General features: G+C 61.5%; 20 protein-coding genes. 11 read left to right on the top strand and 9 right to left on the bottom strand.

What is annotated here, in order from left to right; translation table 11 throughout:
• Positions 1-211: 211 nt before the first annotated feature.
• Both hisS and ACST81_RS19360 read right to left on the bottom strand, forming a co-directional pair.
• The gene (gene hisS / locus ACST81_RS19355; RefSeq protein ID WP_438749939.1) at positions 212-1,807 is read right to left on the bottom strand and encodes a histidine--tRNA ligase; all 1,596 of its coding nucleotides are present in this window, start codon (positions 1,805-1,807) and stop codon (positions 212-214) included.
• 109 nt (positions 1,808-1,916) lie between these two features.
• Positions 1,917-2,543 carry a helix-turn-helix domain-containing protein gene (locus tag ACST81_RS19360; protein ID WP_438749941.1) on the bottom strand — a complete coding sequence of 209 codons (627 nt, stop codon included), beginning with the start codon at positions 2,541-2,543 and terminating at the stop codon, positions 1,917-1,919.
• A 331-nt stretch (positions 2,544-2,874) separates the two neighbouring features.
• Here ACST81_RS19360 and ACST81_RS19365 point away from each other — a divergent pair, with 331 nt between their 5' ends.
• The 4 genes from ACST81_RS19365 (at position 2,875) to ACST81_RS19380 (ending at position 4,494) form a co-directional block, all read left to right on the top strand.
• Positions 2,875-3,291 carry a hypothetical protein gene (locus tag ACST81_RS19365; protein ID WP_438749942.1) on the top strand — a complete coding sequence of 139 codons (417 nt, stop codon included), beginning with the start codon at positions 2,875-2,877 and terminating at the stop codon, positions 3,289-3,291.
• Entirely contained in the window at positions 3,288-3,731 is a 444-nt protein-coding gene (locus ACST81_RS19370) for a hypothetical protein (RefSeq protein ID WP_438749943.1), read from the top strand. The genes ACST81_RS19365 and ACST81_RS19370 overlap by 4 nt, the downstream gene beginning before the upstream one ends.
• Before the next feature lie 49 nt (positions 3,732-3,780).
• Positions 3,781-4,170, top strand: coding sequence for a CopM family metallochaperone (copM, locus tag ACST81_RS19375; protein ID WP_438749944.1), 390 nt, complete (start codon positions 3,781-3,783; stop codon positions 4,168-4,170).
• A 126-nt stretch (positions 4,171-4,296) separates the two neighbouring features.
• Positions 4,297-4,494 (top strand): hypothetical protein, encoded by a 198-nt coding sequence (locus tag ACST81_RS19380; protein ID WP_438749945.1) that lies wholly within the window; start codon positions 4,297-4,299, stop codon positions 4,492-4,494.
• Between the two features lie 3 nt (positions 4,495-4,497).
• Here the strand turns inward: ACST81_RS19380 and ACST81_RS19385 are convergent, their stop codons facing one another.
• Positions 4,498-5,127 (bottom strand): DNA-3-methyladenine glycosylase I, encoded by a 630-nt coding sequence (locus tag ACST81_RS19385; RefSeq protein WP_438749946.1) that lies wholly within the window; start codon positions 5,125-5,127, stop codon positions 4,498-4,500.
• Between the two features lie 250 nt (positions 5,128-5,377).
• On the opposite strand from ACST81_RS19385, the gene ACST81_RS19390 reads away from it, so the two are divergent.
• Both ACST81_RS19390 and ACST81_RS19395 read left to right on the top strand, forming a co-directional pair.
• The gene (locus tag ACST81_RS19390; protein WP_438749947.1) at positions 5,378-6,142 is read left to right on the top strand and encodes a L,D-transpeptidase family protein; all 765 of its coding nucleotides are present in this window, start codon (positions 5,378-5,380) and stop codon (positions 6,140-6,142) included.
• A gap of 164 nt (positions 6,143-6,306) precedes the next feature.
• Positions 6,307-6,996, top strand: a complete 690-nt coding sequence (locus ACST81_RS19395) for a L,D-transpeptidase (RefSeq protein ID WP_438749948.1) — start codon at positions 6,307-6,309, stop codon at positions 6,994-6,996.
• A 312-nt stretch (positions 6,997-7,308) separates the two neighbouring features.
• On the opposite strand, the gene ACST81_RS19400 is transcribed toward ACST81_RS19395, so the two are convergent.
• The 4 genes from ACST81_RS19400 to ACST81_RS19415 form a co-directional block, all read right to left on the bottom strand.
• The gene (locus tag ACST81_RS19400; protein WP_438749949.1) at positions 7,309-7,743 is read right to left on the bottom strand and encodes a hypothetical protein; all 435 of its coding nucleotides are present in this window, start codon (positions 7,741-7,743) and stop codon (positions 7,309-7,311) included.
• Positions 7,744-7,790: 47 nt separating this feature from the next.
• The gene (gene glcF, locus ACST81_RS19405) at positions 7,791-9,101 is read right to left on the bottom strand and encodes a glycolate oxidase subunit GlcF (protein WP_438749950.1); all 1,311 of its coding nucleotides are present in this window, start codon (positions 9,099-9,101) and stop codon (positions 7,791-7,793) included.
• A gap of 193 nt (positions 9,102-9,294) precedes the next feature.
• Positions 9,295-10,497: a glycolate oxidase subunit GlcE gene (glcE, locus tag ACST81_RS19410; RefSeq protein ID WP_438749952.1), complete on the bottom strand. Its 1,203-nt coding sequence runs from the start codon at positions 10,495-10,497 to the stop codon at positions 9,295-9,297.
• Complete coding sequence (locus tag ACST81_RS19415; protein ID WP_438749954.1) at positions 10,494-11,933, bottom strand: FAD-linked oxidase C-terminal domain-containing protein; 1,440 nt, start codon at positions 11,931-11,933, stop codon at positions 10,494-10,496. The genes glcE and ACST81_RS19415 overlap by 4 nt, the downstream gene beginning before the upstream one ends.
• Positions 11,934-12,036: 103 nt before the next feature.
• Between ACST81_RS19415 and ACST81_RS19420 the strand changes: the two genes are divergently transcribed.
• Positions 12,037-12,933: a LysR family transcriptional regulator gene (locus ACST81_RS19420; protein ID WP_438749956.1), complete on the top strand. Its 897-nt coding sequence runs from the start codon at positions 12,037-12,039 to the stop codon at positions 12,931-12,933.
• Here the strand turns inward: ACST81_RS19420 and ACST81_RS19425 are convergent.
• Complete coding sequence (locus ACST81_RS19425; RefSeq protein ID WP_438749958.1) at positions 12,881-14,347, bottom strand: DUF6880 family protein; 1,467 nt, start codon at positions 14,345-14,347, stop codon at positions 12,881-12,883. The two genes, ACST81_RS19420 and ACST81_RS19425, sit on opposite strands and share 53 nt — an antisense overlap.
• Positions 14,348-14,387: 40 nt before the next feature.
• Entirely contained in the window at positions 14,388-15,671 is a 1,284-nt protein-coding gene (locus ACST81_RS19430) for a DUF3422 family protein (protein WP_438749960.1), read from the bottom strand.
• A 172-nt stretch (positions 15,672-15,843) separates the two neighbouring features.
• Here ACST81_RS19430 and ACST81_RS19435 point away from each other — a divergent pair, with 172 nt between their 5' ends.
• The 4 genes from ACST81_RS19435 (at position 15,844) to ACST81_RS19450 (ending at position 19,780) form a co-directional block, all read left to right on the top strand.
• A complete protein-coding gene (locus ACST81_RS19435; protein WP_438749961.1) occupies positions 15,844-16,671 on the top strand; it encodes a FadR/GntR family transcriptional regulator in 828 nt (275 codons plus the stop codon).
• Positions 16,672-16,924: 253 nt separating this feature from the next.
• Positions 16,925-17,431: an NUDIX hydrolase gene (locus ACST81_RS19440; protein WP_438749963.1), complete on the top strand. Its 507-nt coding sequence runs from the start codon at positions 16,925-16,927 to the stop codon at positions 17,429-17,431.
• A gap of 79 nt (positions 17,432-17,510) precedes the next feature.
• A complete protein-coding gene (locus ACST81_RS19445) occupies positions 17,511-19,031 on the top strand; it encodes an inorganic phosphate transporter (RefSeq protein ID WP_438753698.1) in 1,521 nt (506 codons plus the stop codon).
• Between the two features lie 11 nt (positions 19,032-19,042).
• Positions 19,043-19,780, top strand: coding sequence for a 16S rRNA (uracil(1498)-N(3))-methyltransferase (locus ACST81_RS19450; RefSeq protein WP_438749966.1), 738 nt, complete (start codon positions 19,043-19,045; stop codon positions 19,778-19,780).
• The last annotated feature ends 20 nt before the right edge of the window (positions 19,781-19,800 follow it).

The raw sequence follows: 19,800 nt of genomic DNA on the forward strand, positions 1-19,800 counted from the left end.
GAGGGAGCAGGCAAGGCGCCACTGCCGTTTCCGATTGGCAATTTCGAGTTTGCCGAGATTCCTGCAAGGCGAATGAGCCTGTAGTTCCAGATTAAACCGTCATGGCTGAGAAAAAGAGATACAGTTCCCTGAAATCGAGGCAAACGCCGTCCTACTCCCTCCCCCTTGTGGGGAGGGTTGGGGAGGGGTTTTATCGCCGCCCCGCTAAAACTCATTTCGCCCGCGCCCGATCCTCGGCCTGCGCCGCCAGCATTTCGCGCACCTTGGCGACAAGCTCGGCTTCCAGCACGGAAACCTGCGCCACGCGGGCTTCGCGCCATGTCGCGTTGTCCTCGATCTCGCCGGAAAGGCGCTTGCCCTCGATCAGGTCCTTGATCTGCACAACGCCTTCAGCGCGCTCGTCGCCGCCCTGGATGATGGCGATCGGGGCGTTGCGGCGGTCGGCATATTTCAGCTGGTCACCGAAGTTTTTCTTGTTGCCCTGGTACATTTCGGCGCGGATGCCGGCATGACGCAGTTGCTGGGTAAAGAGCTGGTACTTGCCGAGGCTGTCCGTGTCACGGTCCATGACGCAGACGACGACCGGAGCGACGACCTCTTCCATGCCGAGCTTGCCAAGGTTCTTCAGCGCCGTCATCAGGCGCGAGACGCCGATAGAAAAGCCCGTGGCCGGCACAGGCTGGCCCATGAAGCGCGAAACGAGCCCGTCATAACGGCCGCCGCCGCCGACAGAACCGAACACGACCTTCTCGCCCTTTTCGTTGGTGACAGCGAACTGGAGTTCGGCTTCGAAGACGGGCCCGGTGTAGTATTCGAGGCCTCGGACGACGGAGGGGTCGATACGAATTTTATCGTCGAGGTAACCGGCCGCCTTAACGAGTCTTGATATCGTTTCCAGTTCATCAATGCCTTGTCGACCAATCGCACTATCCGGCATCTGCTGCCTTAGCATGTCGAATACGCCGTCCGGTGAATAACTAAATGGAGTTGCCTCACTCGTTTCCAATGTCTTTGAGTTTGTGGCGCCATCATTGGGCAAGGCTTTAGGAAGAGCCATAAAAAACAAAATGCCAATTACGGTTTCGATTTGCCAATCGGCCAACTGTGCGCCTTTTGTGAAATCCCCGCTTTGGTCGGCACGTCCGTTGCCCAGTAGTTCTCGCACCCCGTTCAAATGCACCTTATCAAATTTATCAATCGCGCGTAAAACTGTTAGCCTTCGGCCAGCCTTGTCATCGCCATCAAGCTTAATGGTCTCCAGCACCCCATCCAGAACCTTCCGGTTGTTGACCCGGATCACATAATCCCCGCGCTTGATGCCAAGCGCTTCCATCGTATCGGCCATCATCATGCACATTTCGGCATCCGCCTGGACACCGGCGGCGCCGACGGTGTCGGCGTCGAACTGCATGAACTGGCGGAAGCGGCCGGGACCGGGCTTCTCGTTGCGGAAGACGTAGCCGGCGCGGTAGGTGCGGTAGGGCAGCTGGATTTCGTTGAAATTCTCGGCGACATGGCGGGCGAGCGGGGCGGTCAGGTCATAGCGCGCGCTCATCCACTGCTCGTCGTCGTCCTGCAGCGAGAAGACGCCTTCGTTCGGGCGGTCGCTGTCGGGCAGGAATTTTCCCAGCGCATCGGTATATTCGAACAGCGGGGTTTCGACGGGGTCGAAGCCATAGCGTTCGTAGACTTCCCGAATCTTCCCCGTCATCTCGTCGACGGCGCGGATATCGGCGGCGGAGCGATCGACGAAGCCGCGCGGCAGGCGGGCTTTCAGCTTCTGTGGCTTCTTCTTTTTATCGTTCATGGCGGCAGCACTTTCAGCGTCGATCGGTCAAGTCTTTCGGGGCTTTCCCTATCCGATCACGCACAGCGCGGCAAGCCTTTGCGCCAAGCGTCAAGGGTGCGGCACATGTCTAAAGACGCTGTGAAAGCGTATCCCAATCATGGACGATGGCACCCTCGGCGATGGACGCCTCGGCTTGCGGAATGAGGATCGAATGCGTGTCGCCGCGAATGACGCCCTTCAGCTCCGACTGGAAGCTCATCCGCTTCAACTGTACGAAGCCTTCCGGGATCGATGTCACCGACATCGACGCACCGCCATAGAAATCGACGCTGGCGATTTCGCCCGCCTTGAGGCTCGCGACCATCGCCCGGTCCTCAATGAATTGCTGGTAGAGACCGGTCATGTATCGGCGGATGCTCTTGCCGACAAAGGCTTTCATCTGCGGCGTCTCGACGAATTCCTGCTTCGAGCCCGCAAGATAGCGGATATCCTCGCCTTCCCAGAGATTGCGGCTGTCGCGCGCCGTCACGATCGACTGCATCAGGACCCGGCCGGCATAGACATCGGCGCGACGCAGGAAATCGACGATAGCGCCGATGGCGCGCAGGTCCGGCGTCGCAATACCGCGCTCCCAGCGCGAGACCGTCGGCAGGGAAAAGCCCAGCTTCCAGGCAATGTCGCTCTGGCTCAGGCCCGTCTTCAGCCGGTAAGCGCGCAGTTGCCGGACCAGTTCGCTTGCCAGAACGCTCGACATCCATTCCTTCCAAAATCCCAGGTTGAAATATCAATTAAATAAAACCAAAAGGGCAGCAAACGATCAATCACGGGCATTTAAGTTACGGTTTTTATGCGATATTTTCAATTTGTAGAGAGCATATCCTGCAGGCTGCAACGGCACGACGAAGACAAGACCAATCCTTTTCTCCCGCAGGTAAAGCCTACTGCATAATTCCTTAAATCAAAATCGGTTTAGGGAAAAATTATACAACATATTTAAAGTGTTACAGCGACGAGACGGCCTTGGGTTGGAACATTGTCTCGATATCGCAAAGAGTGCGGATGGGAAGCTGGGAGCGACCGACGGCATGCTGCAGTTCATGAAACCGGGTGTCGGCACCATCCTGCCCGAAGACGCGCGCGCCCATGAGGAATGGGTGGAGGTCCTGATGCGGCAGGACTACGTCATCGAAACCTGGCATTGCGATCTCTCGACCGGCCTCTTTACCATCGGCGACATCACCCGCAACCGGCATAGCCTCGGCGACAATCTCTGCGGCCTGCTGGATATCATCCGCGGCTACCCGGAGGATCACCACAAGACCGTCCTCAACATCCTGGAAGAAGCGACGGCCGAAGCCTCCTCCTTCTGTTTCTGCACAACGATGCGGAAGGACCGGCAAGAGGATGCGCCGCTGTTCTGCGTCGGCACATCGACCATCGGCAACGGCGTGTCATCGGCCGGCCGGATGCAGGGCATCTTCGCCTTCACACCGGTGGATTGAGCCGCTCGGTCGAAAAGACGCCCGCTCTCCTTTTCATCGCGAACCGATATCCCTATCTTGCCGGCATGCGCCATGCTCTCGTCATTCTCGCCGTCTTCTGCGCCCTGATCAGCGGCTGGACTCCCGCGCTTGCGCAGGTGCAGGACCTTGGTGGGATGAACATGAACGGCGCGATGCATCACGGGTCGGCCGTTCACGCCATACCGGCCACCTCCGCCGATGTTCATTGCCCCCCGGAGAGCAAGGCCTGCGCCCATCATCCGAAAATGGTTCACCCGCTGCTCTGCGCCGCCTGTTTCGCCGTGTTGACGGATGCATCCGGGTTGGAGCGGGATGCGATCGACGCGGGCACAGTCCTGCCCGCATTGCAAAAGCCGCTGCTGGCGACCAGCATCAAGCCGCGGTTCCCGCCTCCCAAGGCTTTCGTCCTGTTGCCCTAGGCGCGGGGTACGCCCGCGAATTTCGAAACAGACATGAAAGAGAGCACATATGTCTCTGAAACTGATCACGGCTGCCGCCATGCTGGCCGCCACGTTCACCACGTCCCTTGCCGCAGAGGAGATGGATCACAGCAAGATGGGCCACGGCTCCATGAAAACCATGGAACAGCCGAAGGGCGACGCCGGCCCGTCGAGCAAGGCGTTCGCCAAGGCCAATGCCACGATGCATGAAGGCATGGACATCACCTTTACCGGCAATGCGGATATCGACTTCGTGCGCGGCATGATCGCCCATCATCAAGGGGCAATCGACATGGCGAAGATCGAACTCGAATACGGCAAGGATGCTGACCTGCGCAAACTGGCAGAGGACATCATTTCCGCCCAGGAAACGGAAATAAAGACCATGAAGGACTGGCTCGCCCGCAACGGCGGCTGACCTCAAGCCCTATGCGAAAACGGCGCCGGAGCATGCCTCCGGCGCCTGACCCGCCGGCTTTTGCGCCCGCATTGACGATATCCGGCATCAGGCACATACTTCCCGTGTCAGAACGTGGAGGACGTCATGAAGATCTTCAAGAACATTGCTGGCATTCTCGTTATTCTCCTGGGTGCGCTGTGGATCCTGCAAGGCGCCAACATCCTGACCGGCAGCCCCATGTCCGACAACAAGGAGTGGCTGGTCATCGGCGCCATCCTCGTCGCCTTCGGCCTCGGCCTTCTCTACGAAAACAACCGCTCGACCACGGCGCGGTTCCACTGAATATCAAGGCCGCACGAAGGATGCCCTGAGGCCTTCGACCTTCTCCCGGCAGAAGCAGCCTTCGATATGGTCGTTGACCAGGCCCATCGCCTGCATGAAGGCGTAGATCGTCGTCGGGCCGACGAAGGTCCAACCGCGTTTCTTCAGGTCTTTCGAGATCAGCGTCGAGGTGGGTGTCGTCGGATTGGCGGCGATGGCTTCCCAGGTGACGGCCTTCGGCCGTTCGTTGACGCCGGGCTCGTAGCTCCAGAAATAGCGGGCGAGCGAGCCGAATTCGGCCTTCAGTTCCTGCGCACGCTTTGCATTGTTGATGGTGGAAACGATCTTGCCGCGATGGCGAACGATGCCGGGATCGGCGAGGCAGCGGGCGATATCCTCATCGCCGAAACCCGCCACCACATCAAAATCGAAGCCGGCAAAGGCCGCGCGAAAAGCGTCGCGCTTCCTTAGGATCGTCAGCCAGGACAGGCCGGACTGGAAACCTTCGAGGCAGATCTTCTCGAACAGCCGGATGTCGTCGGCCATCGGCTTGCCCCATTCCTCGTCGTGGTAGCGCTGGTAATCCGCCAGATTGGCATGCCAGGCGCAGCGGTCGCGCCCGTCCTCGCCGGTGATGATACCCTTTGCCGTCACGCTTTCCTCCGTGCTTTCCGCGCTTTACCATTCGCCAACCATAGTCCTAAAGCGGACGATAACCCTACCTAAAGCTTTACCCGTGCGAAGGCGTTTTAATGAACGGGCATTTACCATTCGGTTGCCGCCCGGTGCCACCATCGTCCCATTCCGCCAGTGTTTCTGGCGTCAAAATTCCAGTCGTGCTGCGCCCGCCCCGCGGATGGCGAAGCTATGACATGTCCCCGGCGAAAGGTAGCGAGCCCGTCCGATGCTGAAAAAAACCCTCATCCTTGCCACAACCATCCTTGTCGCGTTCACCAGCCTTGCCGAGGCGCAGGACCGGTACCAGAATCGTCCGCCCGTCGTCATCAGTCCGGACCTGACCGCCCCCTGGGTTACCCAGCTTGGCGGCACTGTCGAACCCCGCGTCTACCGCCAGCAAAAGCGCCGTATAGCCGTTCGCGCGCCGGTCGCCACCCGAAAACAGTATCTCTTCCAGCGCAACGTGCAGCGCTCCGGAACCACCCTTGCCCAGCCTGCCGCGATGACGCGGGCGCAGCCGAAGCCTCAGCGGATGGACCCGCAATTCCTGCCGCAAACCGTTGCCTATGAGACGCAGGAAAAGGCCGGCACGATCGTCATCGATACCAACAACCGCTTCCTCTATCTGGTGACCGGCAGCGGAGAAGCACGGCGTTACGGCGTCGGTGTCGGCAAGCCTGGCTTCGAATGGGCCGGCGCCCACAAGATCACCCGCAAGGCCGAATGGCCGGGCTGGACACCGCCGAAGGAAATGATCGCCCGGGAAGCCGCCAAGGGCCATTACCTGCCGGCCTCGATGGAAGGCGGACCGGCCAATCCGCTCGGTGCGCGCGCCATGTATCTCGGCTCGACGCTCTACCGCATCCACGGCACGAATGCCCCCTGGACGATCGGCTATGCCGTTTCGTCCGGCTGCATCCGTATGCGCAACGAGGATGTGACAGACCTCTATGAGCGCGTGAAGGTCGGCACGAAGGTCATCGTCATCTAACGCTTCCGGACTTGCCGAAAGGTCCAAAAGTGACCTTTCGGCAACAACCGTTCCCGTCGATACAGCGCATGCGATCACATTTGCTCTATCCAGCCGCCGTGAGACTTGCACAAAACGCGATTGTGAATAGCGTTTCGTGCCTTGGGACTTGAGAGGGATTCTGGATGAAATATGCGTTGAGAACATTGGCCGCGGCGGTTGCGACCACCATCCTGCTTGGCGCCTCGGGCGCCGCGGCGTTCATGCCCGCGGAGCCGGCAAACACGAAGACCGGCTCGGACGTCACGCTGGTTGCCACGCAGAAAATGCCGGCCAAGCAATTCTGGCGCACCAAGGTGCGGCTGCGGACGGATGAGCCGACAGGCACGATCATCGTCGATACCAACAACAAATATCTCTATTACATCGAAGGCCCGAACAAGGCGACGCGCTACGGCATCGGCGTCGGCCGCGAAGGCTTCGGCTGGTCGGGCGTGGTAAAGGTGCAGCGCAAGGCCGAATGGCCGGGCTGGACGCCGCCGAAGGAAATGATCGCCCGCGAGCGCAAGAAGGGCCATATCCTTCCGGCCTACCAGGAAGGCGGCATCGACAACCCGCTCGGTGCCCGCGCACTCTATCTCTACAAGGGCCGCAACGATTCCGGTTTCCGCATCCACGGCACCAACCAGCCTTGGACGATCGGCCTCAACATGTCGTCCGGCTGCATCCGCATGATGAACAAGGATGTGGAGCATCTCTACGATCGCGCCTCGATCGGTGCCAAGGTGATCGTCATCGGCCCCGGCAACAAGCAGGGCGACGTGTCCTTCGATGACCGCGGCGTCGATATCCTGCGCACGATCTTCGGCGGCTGAGAATTCAGCGTCCGGATTTGAAAGCCGCCTGGAGTGATCCATGGCGGCTTTCTTGTTGATGGGGATGCTTTCCGACGGCGTTTTCCACCTCCGCCGTCATCTCTGTGCTTGTCACAGAGATCCAGCCAGCTCAAGTCATTGAGCTGAAGGAGTCTTTTGACCCGACGGACGTCGGGTCGCTGGATCCCCGCCACGAGGGCGAGGATGAGGGGGAGTGGGGTTGCGGCTGTCGTCAAACAACCGGCTACAGGGGTTGTCTGCGACCAGATTGGCGAAAGCCAACGGCATCGGACTCCCTGCTTTCAAGTCTCCTCAACCGACCGAGCATTCCGCTGTACCGGTCCGGATCACCTGCTGCTCATCCGAACCCGCCGGAGCCTCGGCGCGATAGATCTGCAAACGGTATGTGCCGGTATAGGCCGGGTCATCCGCCTCGCTGCTTTTCGTTTCCACGACGAGATCGAAGGAGGCAAACGGACCATCGGCGGTTTCGGAATAGATCCGCAGCTTGAGTTCGTTTCCGTTGAGCCAGTGGTGCGGCAGATGGCTCGGCGCGAGCGTGACCTTGCGCAGGCCGTCGGGCGCGAAGGGATCTCGAATTTCGGCCGCGCCGTGGAAGTTCAGGAGCCCCTCGCCCAAGCCATGGCTGAAGGCGCTTTCCGCATCGAGCGACAGAACCTTGTCGTCGACCGTGCATGAAAAACCGCCGGAGGCAAAGGCAGGCCCCGGCGGACAGGATGGCGACAAGAACGGCAATTGGCACGAGACGCATGCGGCTTCCCCCGACGGCAAGATCATCCTGCCGAAGAGCTTATGCCAGCCGGCCTTTCTCCGCCATAGGCCCAGTCGAGAAGTTCGACCGTGTGGAGAATCGGCATCGCCGTGCCCGTGGCAATCTGGGTGATGCAGCCGATATTGCCGGTGGCGATGATATCCGCCTTCGTCGCCTCGATATTCTTCACCTTGCGCGCCTTGAGCGTCGCCGAAATCTCCGGCTGCAGGATATTGTACGTTCCGGCCGAGCCGCAACAGAGATGGCCTTCCGCCGGATCGCGCACGGCAAAGCCGGCATTCTTCAACAGCAGTTTCGGCGCCATGGTGATCTTCTGGCCGTGCTGCATGGAGCAGGCGGAATGATAGGCGACAGTGAGGTTCTTCGGTTCCTGCCGCGGCAAGTCGAGGCTCGCCAGATATTCGGTGATGTCCTTGGCCAAGGCGGAAACCCGTGCGGCTTTGTCGGCATAGGCAGGGTCAAGCCGCAGCATGTGTCCATAATCCTTGATCGTCGTGCCGCAGCCCGACGCAGTGATGATGATCGCGTCCAGCCCGCCTTCGTCGGCCGCCTTGATCCAGACATCGACATTGCGCCGCGCCGCCGCGAGCGCCTGTTCCTCGCGGCCCATGTGATGCACCAGCGCGCCGCAACAGCCCTCGCCTTCCGGCACCACGACCTCGACGCCAAGCCGTGTCAGCAACCGGATCGTCGCTTCGTTGATCCCGGGTTTCAAGACCGGCTGGGCGCATCCGGTGAGGATCGCGACGCGGCCACGCTTCGGCGCACTCGCCGGGCGGGTACCGGGTTTCGAGGCCGGGGATGGCGCGGCGATTTCCGTCGGCGCCAGATCGAGCATGACCCCAAACGTCTTCAGGAACGGCACCCGCTTCAGCAGCCCGGCAAACGGCCGGCCAAGTCTTGCGGCCTTCAGCGACAGCCGAAAGCGCGAGGGGTAAGGCAGGACAGCGGCCAGAACGCTGCGCACCAGCCGATCCTTCAGCGGCCGCCGATAGGTCTGCTCGATATGGACGCGGGCATGATCGACCAGATGCATGTAATTCACGCCCGAGGGGCAGGTGGTCATGCAGGCGAGACAGGACAGGCAGCGGTCGATATGGGTGACGACTTCCTCATCCGCCGGACGGCCGTTTTCCAGCATGTCCTTGATCAGGTAGATGCGCCCACGCGGGCTGTCGAGCTCGTTGCCGTGCGTCACATAGGTGGGACAGGTGGCGGTGCAGAAGCCGCAATGCACGCATTTGCGCAGGATGGATTCGGATTCAGCCACATGCGGATCGGCAAGCTGGGCGGGGGTGAAGGTGGTTTGCATCAGGCTTTGAGCTCCGAACTCGTGGAGGCATACCCCCCTCTGTCCCTTCGGGACATCTCCCCCACAAGGGGGGAGATTGGCCGCTGGCTTTGTGTCAACCTCACGGAGAAATCGGCTAGGGAAAAGATTAATCTCCCCCCTTGAGGGGGAGATGTCACGCAGTGACAGAGGGGGGTAAGGCGCGGCATATTCTTCATCCCATCTTCCCCGGATTGAAAATCCCCTTGGGATCGAACTTGTCCTTCATCCGTGCCGACAGTGCTGCAACGGCCGGAAGCTCCGGTTCGAAGGCCGGGGTAATATCGCGCACCGCATCCGACGCCCGTACCAGCGTCGCGTGCCCGCCGCCCAGTCCCTTGATGTAGCGGCGCAGGAGTTCGGCTTCCGCATCGGCTTCCATGCGCAGCCAGACGAGGCCGCCCTGCCAGTCGTAGAAGGCATCGACGCCGGCCTCGAGCCGCAAAGCGGCGACAAGCTGGTGGCCGGCGGTTGGCGCGATCGAGACGCGCCAGAGCGCCTTCCTTGTGCCGTCCGCATAGGGCTTGACGTCGCGGATGTCGCGCCAGAGTTTTTCTGTCACCTCCGGATCAAGGACGGCAACGGGCGCCACAGTCGCCAGCGCCGCCCGCAATTTTTCGGACCTGACGGAAACCGAGGCTGCCAGTCCCTCGATGCGCAACACGGTTGCAGCGCCAGCCGGAAAATTGCTGCCGATGAAGCGGTAACGCACCGTCTCCGTCAGATGCGCGGCGCCGGAAACCTCGACCGGCATGGCCAGCGCATGCGCCATGGCGGCGGCCGCCTGCGAATCGTCCAGCCCGAAGGCGACGACCGTCGCGGCGACCGGCGGCAGGGGCAGGACCTTGAACGTGACTTCGGTGAGCAAGCCCAGTGTTCCATGGGCGCCGCAGAGCAGCTTGACCAGATCGAGCCCGGTGACGTTCTTCATCACCCGGCCGCCGGACTTGATGACCTCGCCAGCGCCATTGACGAAGCGGATACCGAGCAGGTGGTCGCGCGCGGCGCCGGCCGTCAGGCGGCGGGGACCGGAGACATTGGCGGCGAAGACACCACCGATGGTCGGTTCTCCCGACGTGCCCATGACGCCGCGATGGTCCATCGGCTCGAAGGCCAGCATCTGGCGGTTTTTCTTCAGCGCCGCCTCGATCTCCGCCATCGGCGTGCCGGCTCCGGCGCTCATGGTCATTTCCGCCGGATTGTAGCTGATGATGCCGGAGAGCCGGCGGGTCGACAGCACCTGCTCAGCGCGGACAGGGTTACCAAGTCCGGCGCGCGTTCCGCCACCGATGATCCTGAGCGGCGTTGCGTTTTCTACCGCCTCTCGGACGAAATCGACGACCTCCTCTTCGGATGCAGGTTCGAAATCCATGCTCATGCAGCCGGGCGCCCTTCCAGCGGGAAGACCTTGGAGGGGTTCAGGATCCATTGCGGATCGAAGGCGGCGCGCGCCGCCATCTGCTGGTCAAGATCGACCTGGCTGAACTGGTGCAGCATCAGGTCGCGCTTCTCGATGCCGACACCGTGCTCGCCGGTGAGACAGCCGCCGGCATCGACGCAGAGGCGCAGGATATCGTTTCCGGCAGCCTCGGCGCGGGCGGCATCCTCGGGATCGTTGATATTGTAGAGAATCAGCGGATGCATGTTGCCATCGCCGGCGTGAAAGACATTGGCGACCCTGAGGCCGTAGCCGTCGATGATCTCGCTGGTCTTTTTCAGAACATAGGAGAGCTGGCCAAGCGGCACCGTGCCGTCCATGCAGATATAATCGGCGATGCGGCCCGTCGCTCCAAACGCGGACTTGCGACCCTTCCAGATCAGCGCTGCCTCGGTTGCCGACTGGCTCTCCTTGATCGTCGAGACGCCATGACGGCGGGCGATCGCGATGATGCTCGCCAGCATCGCCTCCATCTCGGCCTCCGATCCCTCGACCTCGACGATCAGCAAAGCCTCGACATCCATCGGATATCCAGCCTGGGCGAAGGCCTCGCAGATGCTGATGGCCGGCTTGTCCATGAATTCGATGGCGACGGGAATGATGCCTGAGCCGATGACCTCGGCGACGCAGGCTCCCGCCTCTTCAGAGGACATGAAGCCGAACAGCACCGGCCGCGATCCTTCCGGCCGCGCCAGCAAGCGTACAGTCGCCTCGGTGACGATGCCGAGTTGTCCTTCCGAGCCGCAGACGAGGCCAAGCAGGTCATAGCCCGGCGCATCCAGCGCCTTGCCCCCGAGATCGACGATGGTGCCGTCGAACAGCACCATCTTGACCCCGAGCAGGTTGTTGGTTGTCACACCATATTTCAGGCAATGGGCACCGCCGGAATTCATGCCGATATTGCCGCCGATCGTACAGGCAAGCTGCGAGCTCGGGTCCGGCGCATAGAAGAAGCCGTCGGCAGACACGGCCTCGGAAATATTGATATTGGTGACGCCGGCCTGCACCGTCGCGGTGCGGTTGGCGAAATCGATATCGAGGATGCGCGACATCTTCGACAGACCGATCACCACCGCGTCGGCCTGCGGGATCGCGCCGCCCGACAGCGACGTGCCAGCGCCGCGCGGAACGACAGGAATGCTGTATTTGCTGCAATACTTCAAGACGGCAGCCACCTGCGCCGTCGTTTCCGGCAGGGCAACGGCGAGCGGAACCTGGCGATAGGCGATGAAAGCATCCGTCTCGAACGGCACCAATCCGCGCTTCTCGCTGATCAGACAGCCTTTCGGCAGGAGATCGGCGAGATCGGCAATGATCATGTCTCGGCGGGCGAGCACCGATGGCTTGGGCTCCAGAAAGGCGATCGTCTCCGGCATCTCGTCATCCCTGCGTCCAAGTGGTATTTTTTCTTTACCACTATCCTCATAATCCGGCAAATGATAATCAGTTTTTCCGGTTCCGAAACAATGGTCAAGATTGATGACAAATCTGGGCGATCTTGAGGTCTTCACCCGCGTCGTCGCGACTGGCAGCATGTCTGCGGCTGGCCGCGCGCTCGGCTTTTCGCCCGCCGTCATCTCCAAGCGCATCAAGCGGTTGGAGGATCGGCTCGGCACGCGGCTGTTCCAGCGCACGACCCGGCAGATCTCGCTGACCGAGGCGGGCCAAGGCTTCCATGACCGCGTTCTCGGGATCATGGCCGGGATCGAGGAGGCGGAAGCCTTCGCCTCCGGGCGCTCTGGACAGGCCCTGGGCACCCTGCGCATCACCGCGCCCACTTCCTTCGGCCGCATGCATGTCGCGCCGCATCTCGCCCGCTTCATCGAGGATCATCCGGACCTCGTGATCAATATCGTCCTGTCGGACGAGTTTTCCGACATTGTCGCTGAAGGCTTCGACTTGGCGATCCGGATCGGCGAACTCAGCGATTCGACGCTGGTCGCCCGCAAGCTGGCGCCGGTCCGGCGCATCCTCTGCGCATCGCCTGCCTATATCGCCCGCTTCGGCATGCCGGAGACAACAGATGATTTCAGCCGCCATATCTGCCTGCGCCAGCACAATCACGACACCTGGAAGCTTGAAAGCGCCGGCGGAACGATGAGCTACAAGCCGCAGGGCCGGCTGATCACCAATTCCTCCGAGGTCGTGCGCGAGGCAGTTCTCTCCGGCGCCGGTATCGCGCTGCGTTCCACCTGGGATGTCGGTGGCGATCTGAAATCGGGAAAGCTCGTGCAGGTCCTGCCCGAATGGGAAGGGTCACGAAACCTGTTCGTTTCCGCTCTCTATCCCAGCCGTCAATTCCTGCCGGCCAAGGTGCGGCTGTTCATCGATTACCTGACAAGCCTTTATGGCCCGGAGCCTTACTGGGAGCGGTAGCAACCTTATCCCAGAAGCCATAGCGGCGGGCGTGCTTGCGCTTGAGATCGGCGACATAGTCCTCATGCGGCATCAGACCATCGTTGCCGCCGGGCCGCGCGGCGAGCACCGCGAGCTTCTCCAGATAATCCGCGCCCACCCCATAGTATTCGAGCAGGCCGCGGCCGACGATGCGTTCGAGCAAGGCACGATAGAGTGCCGTGGCGGCGGCAGGGTAATCCGTTTCGAAAATTTCAGCTGCCGGCAGGAGAAATTCGTAGAACTCTCCTTCCCAGACACCCCAACGGCGGATGACGTAGCGCGCAGCAAGATCGAGCCTTGGCCAGGCGAGATAGAAACGCAGTGCGGCATGCGGCTCGCGATGGTCCTCGACAAAGGCAAAGGCCCTGTCGAGCGCCTCGAACTCCTCGAAATCCCCGGCCTTGGCAATGTATTCCCTCAGGATTTCGACATCGAGGTTCTTCTCGAAGATCTTCCAGCGCAGCGCCTGCGCCGTTGGCCGGTCCTTCATGCCTTCGAGGATGGCGGCTTCGAGCTGATCTTTGTCCGGAAGGGCTTTGAGGTTGCCATGGAATACATCGCTGCGGCGCATGAAACCGACACGTGACTTGCGTGGCCGCCGCACCCAAGCCAGCGCTTCGGCAAACCGCCCGGCGGCATGGAGGCGGTCGGCAACGACCGTCGGCTCGCGCAACGTATCCGGCAGTGCCTCTTCGATAGCGACATATGTATCGAGGTCTCCGAGCGCATCGGCGATGGCACGCCGCACATGCACGATTGTAGGGAGAAGCGGGCTGCCCGCCGGAATCTTCATCATTGGAGCCAATACGGCATCCCATGTCTTCAAGACCTCCGGAGGAAGACCCGCGGCGACCCTTGCAGCCAGCATCGTGCGGAAACCATGGTAATCCATGCCGGCAAGCGTCGGCGTCAGCAGCGTCGGGAAATGCGCCTGTTGCTCGGCCGACGCCCGTTTTGCGAGATCCGATGCAGCCTCGCAGGCCTGGGCATAGATGCCGGCGATACGGCCGCTGGAATCGTTGGCGCGCTCCGCGATACCGTCATAGCCGAGCACGAAGCGGATCAGCCTCTCCAGTGCCATGCCGGGATCGACGGCGCCGAACTCCTTGATGATACTGGCGGAAATGCTGTCGAGGTCGTTGCCGAAAGCGCGCTCCTTTTGCCAGCGGATGCGTGAGGTCGCCTTTTCCAACGTGGCGAGACGACTATCGACCAGCTTGGCAATGCCCGCTCCGCCACCAATGCCGGCCAGCGCCGCATTCAGGCGCTTCTTGAAGGAAGGGTTGAGCGCTGCTTCATCCAGCGCAAGCTCGATAAGCTTGTCGAGACCGAGGACGGTCAGCCCGCCCCGGTCCAGTTTCGCCTTTTTCGTCGCTTTCGCTGCTTTCGCCATGGTTTGGAACCGACCGAATCCTTGTTAACAAGCCCCAGACTTAAAGGCTTTCGCGGTCCTCGTCTGCATGATGTTTGCGGATCGCCCGCACGACCAGCCACATGACGAGTACGGCCACCGGTACGAAAAACCCCGTCAGCAGGCTCGACTTGACCGGCAGGCCCTCGCTTTCGAGCGCCTTGGCGAGATAGCCGAACAGGCCGACGACATAATAGGAGATCGCGGCGACCGACAGGCCCTCGACGGTCTGCTGCAGGCGAAGCTGCAGTTTGGCGCGTCGATCCATCGAGTTCAGGAGGACGCTGTTCTGCCGCTCCAATTCGACATCGACCCAGCTTCGAAGCAGGGCGGTGGCGCGGGTGAGCTTGCGCGACAGGTTGGCCTGGCGCTCCTCGACTGACTGGCAGGTGCGCATGGCGGGTGCCAGGCGCCTTTCAAGGAAGGTTCCGAGCGTCTCGTAGCCGGGCACGCCGGTTTCCGTCAGCGAGCGGATGCGCTCCTGGACGATGCCGTAATAGGCGCGGCTGGCGCCGAAACGGTAGAGGCTGAGGGCCGCCCCGGCCTCAAGCTCGGCCGCGAGCAGCGTGATTTCGGACAGCATCTCGTCGGCCTTTTCGCGGGCGGACGTGCGCATACGCTGGGTGACGCCGGTCAGGCCATCCTCGATCCGGCGGATGTCCGGCGACAGCGACTGCGCTAAGGGCAGGCCGACCATGGCGAGCGTCCGGTAGGTCTCGATATCAAGCAGCCGCTGGACGAGCGCGCCGGTGCCGGCTTCCGTCATGCCGCGATCGATGACGAGGATCGGTGTCAGGCCATCGCCGTTCTGCCGGAAGTCGGTGAGCACCACAGCCTGACCACCCTTGACGTCACTATAACAGAGGCTGGTCGGATCGAACTGGCTCATGGCGGCGCGCGTTTCCGGCGTATCCGAACGGATTTCCAGCCGGATGCCGGAGATCAGCGTGCCGGGCGGTGAAAAGCCGTCGCCGAACGGATGGGTGGTGACCTCGCCGCCGAAGCGATCGGGGATCTCGCCATCCCAGAAATAGGTGGAGAATTCGGTGTGCCGCTCCCAGCGTAAAGTCCCCTGCCCCCAGGACAAGGCATGGTGATTGGCTTCGCGGCTGGGCGGCGAGACGCCGCGGGCGCGTGACAGATCAGACAGCACGGCATGGTCGACCCCCGAACCGCCGTCCGTCATGAAGGCAAGCTGGAAGATCACCCGCGGCGACCGCACCAGCGCATATGGACGCGCATGAATCTCGCCCAGCGCCTGCGCGCGGGCCGGTGCCGACGGAAATGCAAAGCTGCGTTTTGCCATGAAGCGTTTTCCCCTCTCACGCATCAATCAGAACCCTCTTATCAACAGGGCGAGCAAAAGGGAAAGGACGCATTGACGCAGCCCCGACATTCTCCATCGTGGCGGCGGAAAGTGGCAAAAGAATTTGACCACTTTGGTACGCGTGGCTAGATTGCGGCCAAGGAGAATTGCCGTGACAGACGACATCATCGATGCCTTTGCCCGCATCCCTCACAGCCGAACCTCCGGCGAAATCATCCAGCAAATCGAACTCCTGATCCTTGAAGGCGTACTGCGCGACCAGGAGCGCCTGCCGAGTGAACGTGACCTGTCGCGCCGACTCGACGTCTCGCGGCCGATCCTGCGCGAGGCGCTGAAGGAACTGGAAACACGCGGGCTTCTGGTCAGCCATCACGGCGGCGGCACGTTTGTCGCCGATGTCATCGGCCAAGTCTTTTCCAAGCCGGTGATCGAACTCATCGCCCGGCACCCGAAGGCGACGCAGGATTATCTCGAATATCGTCGCGAACTCGAGGGCATGACCGCGGAACTCGCAGCCCGGCGCGCGACGCGCTTCGACAAGGACATGCTGACGAAGATCATGGAGGAGATGCGCGCCGCCCATCTCGCCGGTTCGGCCGAGGGCGGCCTGAAGACCGATGTCGACCTGCACAGCGCGATCGGCGAATGCGCCCACAACATCATCCTCTTGCATACGCTCCGCGCCTGTTATCGGCTGTTGAGCGGTGGCATCTTCTTCAGTCGCGAAGTCCTGTTCGCGGCTCCCGGCGCCGGCGACAGGCTGCTTGCCCAGCACGAGGCGATCTACGACGCGATTATGGCTGGCAATCCGGAACGGGCACGCGAAGCGGCGCAGGATCATATCGACTTCATCATCACGGCGACACGCGACGCCGAACGGTCCGGCGAATGGGCTCGCATCTCCCAGTTGCGCATGCAACAGCGCGGCCGTCCGGCATCCGCCCCGCTCCTGAAGACCGCCGCGGACGACGAGCGTTGATCAAGATTTTCGGAAATGACGTGGATTGCCTCGCCAAGGCCGCAAACACACTCTAGGACGGCGCGAACAACACGTTTCGCTGGTGCAATCCACCTAAAATTGGCGGTCTTCCGCTTCGCGGCCTCTCATTTAGGCCGCGCCGCGATACTATATATGCTTCACGAAATCTGTTCGTTTACAGCCTGCACGAAGCGGGCATAGTGGAACGATATTTGAACTCGATGATTCTATTTTTTGAAAGGTCACCCTGACGTTGAATATTCTGAACCGAATCGCAGCCGATCTACGCCTGATGTTCCGCCGTCCGGTGCGAATGCAGTGTGCGGCGCTGTGTTATCGATTCAAGAAGAAAAGCGCGGCCCCCGAACTTCTGCTGATCACCAGCCGCGACACCGGCCGATGGGTCATTCCGAAGGGATGGCCTATGGAAGGCAAGCTCTGCCATGAGGCGGCCGCACGCGAGGCGTACGAAGAAGCGGGCGTCAAGGGCGAGGCGGGCGCGGAACGGATCGGCTTCTACATGTACGACAAGGGCATGCACCACGGCCTGAAAGTTCAGTGCATGGTGCAGGTTTACCCGATCGTCGTGCTGGACATGCTGAAGAATTTCCCGGAAAAGGGCAGCCGTAAAATCGAATGGGTGACATTCGACGAGGCATCTAAACGGGTCGCCGAACCGATGCTGAGGGATCTGATCTTGAATTTCGAGAAGCGGCTACTGGCCACCATGCATCCCGCTCCCCAATCGATGGCGCGATAAGCGCTCGCCATCCGGCCAAGCGGATAGCGTGACGTAAGGCCTGTCGGGCATGGTTCGAATCGAACAGCCCGTCGCCTGCATGAATGGAGAAAAGACGGTGAAACCGCTCCCGAGCCTCGAAAAGCCAACCCTCGACAATTACCTCGACAAGGTGACGCTCAACGAGCAGGCGACGAACCATGTGCTGCGTCCCTGGGCGGGCATCGGGCTCGGAATGCTGTTCATGCTGATCAGCATGATCCTCGCCGCCGCCTATGTTTCCGAGGAACCGGGCTTTCTGATCATCGTCGCCGCCGCCGCCGTCGCCGGCTACATGGCCATGAACATCGGCGCCAACGACGTGACCAACAATGTCGGCGCCGCCGTGGGATCGAAGGCGATCACCATGGCCATGGCGCTCGTCATCGCCGCCGTCTTCGAAATTGCCGGCGCCGTTTTTGCCGGCGGTCGGGTGGTTTCCACCATCGAGGCCGGCATCGTTGACGCAGCAATGATGCCGACCGGTATCTCCTTCGTCTGGGTGATGATGGCGGCGTTGGTCTCCGCCGCCGTCTGGATCAACATCGCCACCTGGTCCGGCGCCCCGATCTCGACCACGCACTCGATTATCGGCAGTATCCTGGGCTCGGGTGTCGCCGCCGCCGGTGTCTCGGCGATCCACTGGACATCGCTTGCCGGGATTACCGCAAGCTGGATGGTATCACCCATTCTCGGCGGAGGGATCGCCGCCCTTCTGCTGGCCTTCATCAAGACCTTCATCATCTACCGTGAAGACAAGATCACGGCAGCCATCTTCTGGACGCCCTTCCTGATCTCAGCGATGACCGGCTCCTTCGCTGCCTATTTCGCTGTCATCGCTCTGGAAAAGGTCGTCCATATCTCGCTGACCAACGGCATCCTGATCGGCCTCTCCGTCGCAGCCGTCACCATTCTCGTCAGCCGGCCCTGGGTTGTTCGGCAGGCCCGGGGCCTGGAAAACCGCAACCAGTCCCTGCGCAAGCTGTTTCGCATGCCGCTGATCCTGTCGGCGGCGCTTCTCTCCTTCGCGCATGGCGCCAACGACGTTTCCAACGCCGTCGGCCCGCTGTCGGCGATCGTCGCCAATGTCAACGGGCTGGCGATCGTCAAGACGACCTATGTTCCGCTCTGGGTCATGCTGATCGGCGCCTTCGGCATTTCCTGCGGCCTGCTGCTGTTCGGCCCCAAGCTCATCCGCGTCGTCGGCGAGGAGATCACCAAGCTCAACCCGATGCGCGCCTATTGCGTGGCGTTGGCGACAGCCATCACGGTGCTGATCGCCACATCGCTTGGCCTGCCTGTCTCCACCACCCATACGGCGGTCGGTGCGGTCTTCGGTATCGGTTTCTTCCGCGAATGGTATACCCGCAATTCCACCCGTCGCCTCGAATATGTCCGCAGGAAAACCGGCCATATGGATTTCGAGCGGCGGGTGAAACACAGCCCCGAGGAAAGCCATCGGCGCCGTCTGGTGCGGCGCTCGCATTTCATGACGATCGTCGGCGCCTGGGTCATCACCGTCCCGGTCTCGGCCTTGCTTTCGGCCGTCGTCTATTTCATCTTCGCCGCCCTCTTCATCTAAGGACATATCCCATGCGCGCCAATTTTCGCATGCAGCGGCTGTTTGTCGATGTGCCGCTTGCTGAGGGCACGATCTACGAGGCCTCGAAGGAACAGTTCAACTATCTCGTCAACGTGCTGCGCTTCGAGGCCGGCGATGCAGTTTTGGTCTTTAATGGCCGTGACGGCGAGTGGCGCGCGGAACTGTCCTTTCCGACGAAGAAACGGCTGTTTCTGACCACGGTTGAGCAGACACGGCCACAGCCAGCCCCTTGCGATCTCCACTATCTTTTCGCGCCCCTGAAGGTCGGTCGGCTGGATTATCTCGTGCAGAAGGCCGTCGAAATGGGTGCTGGCCTGCTGCAGCCGGTGATGACCCAGCATGTGCAGGGCAAGATCACCAATCTCGACCGCGTCCGCGCCAATGTGATCGAGGCGGCCGAACAATGCGGCGTGCTCGGCATTCCCGGCGTGGCCGAACAGCGCAGGCTGGAAGATGTGCTGGAAAACTGGCCGGTCGACCGTCGGATCATCTTTTGCGACGAGGGGGATGCCGGCCAGAATCCGCTGCCGGTGCTTGCCGGTATCAAGGAACGCAAGCATGCCCTGCTGATCGGCCCGGAAGGCGGCTTCTCGGATACGGAACGCAGCCTGTTGCGCAGTCTCGATTTCGTCACCGCGATCCCGCTTGGACCGCGCATCCTGCGCGCCGACACCGCAGCCGTCGCGGCCATGGCCGTGATCCAGGCAGCCATCGGCGACTGGCGATAGCAGTTGCGACATTTTCGCGA

This window comes from Pararhizobium sp. O133, assembly GCF_051669845.1.
In the GTDB taxonomy this organism is placed as follows: Bacteria; Pseudomonadota; Alphaproteobacteria; order Rhizobiales; family Rhizobiaceae; genus Pararhizobium.

Excerpts from the sequence above, each read along its gene's own strand:
- ACST81_RS19425 (WP_438749958.1), bottom strand. The coding sequence starts at position 14,347 with ATGGCGAAAGCAGCGAAAGCGACGAAAAAGGCGAAACTGGACCGGGGC.
- ACST81_RS19420 (WP_438749956.1), top strand. The coding sequence starts at position 12,037 with ATGACAAATCTGGGCGATCTTGAGGTCTTCACCCGCGTCGTCGCGACT.
- ACST81_RS19360 (WP_438749941.1), bottom strand. The coding sequence starts at position 2,543 with ATGTCGAGCGTTCTGGCAAGCGAACTGGTCCGGCAACTGCGCGCTTAC.
- hisS (WP_438749939.1), bottom strand. The coding sequence starts at position 1,807 with ATGAACGATAAAAAGAAGAAGCCACAGAAGCTGAAAGCCCGCCTGCCG.
- glcF (WP_438749950.1), bottom strand. The coding sequence starts at position 9,101 with ATGCAAACCACCTTCACCCCCGCCCAGCTTGCCGATCCGCATGTGGCT.
- copM (WP_438749944.1), top strand. The coding sequence starts at position 3,781 with ATGTCTCTGAAACTGATCACGGCTGCCGCCATGCTGGCCGCCACGTTC.
- ACST81_RS19445 (WP_438753698.1), top strand. The coding sequence starts at position 17,511 with ATGAATGGAGAAAAGACGGTGAAACCGCTCCCGAGCCTCGAAAAGCCA.
- ACST81_RS19430 (WP_438749960.1), bottom strand. The coding sequence starts at position 15,671 with ATGGCAAAACGCAGCTTTGCATTTCCGTCGGCACCGGCCCGCGCGCAG.
- ACST81_RS19395 (WP_438749948.1), top strand. The coding sequence starts at position 6,307 with ATGAAATATGCGTTGAGAACATTGGCCGCGGCGGTTGCGACCACCATC.
- glcE (WP_438749952.1), bottom strand. The coding sequence starts at position 10,497 with ATGAGCATGGATTTCGAACCTGCATCCGAAGAGGAGGTCGTCGATTTC.
- ACST81_RS19415 (WP_438749954.1), bottom strand. The coding sequence starts at position 11,933 with ATGCCGGAGACGATCGCCTTTCTGGAGCCCAAGCCATCGGTGCTCGCC.
- ACST81_RS19450 (WP_438749966.1), top strand. The coding sequence starts at position 19,043 with ATGCGCGCCAATTTTCGCATGCAGCGGCTGTTTGTCGATGTGCCGCTT.
- ACST81_RS19380 (WP_438749945.1), top strand. The coding sequence starts at position 4,297 with ATGAAGATCTTCAAGAACATTGCTGGCATTCTCGTTATTCTCCTGGGT.
- ACST81_RS19365 (WP_438749942.1), top strand. The coding sequence starts at position 2,875 with ATGCTGCAGTTCATGAAACCGGGTGTCGGCACCATCCTGCCCGAAGAC.
- ACST81_RS19390 (WP_438749947.1), top strand. The coding sequence starts at position 5,378 with ATGCTGAAAAAAACCCTCATCCTTGCCACAACCATCCTTGTCGCGTTC.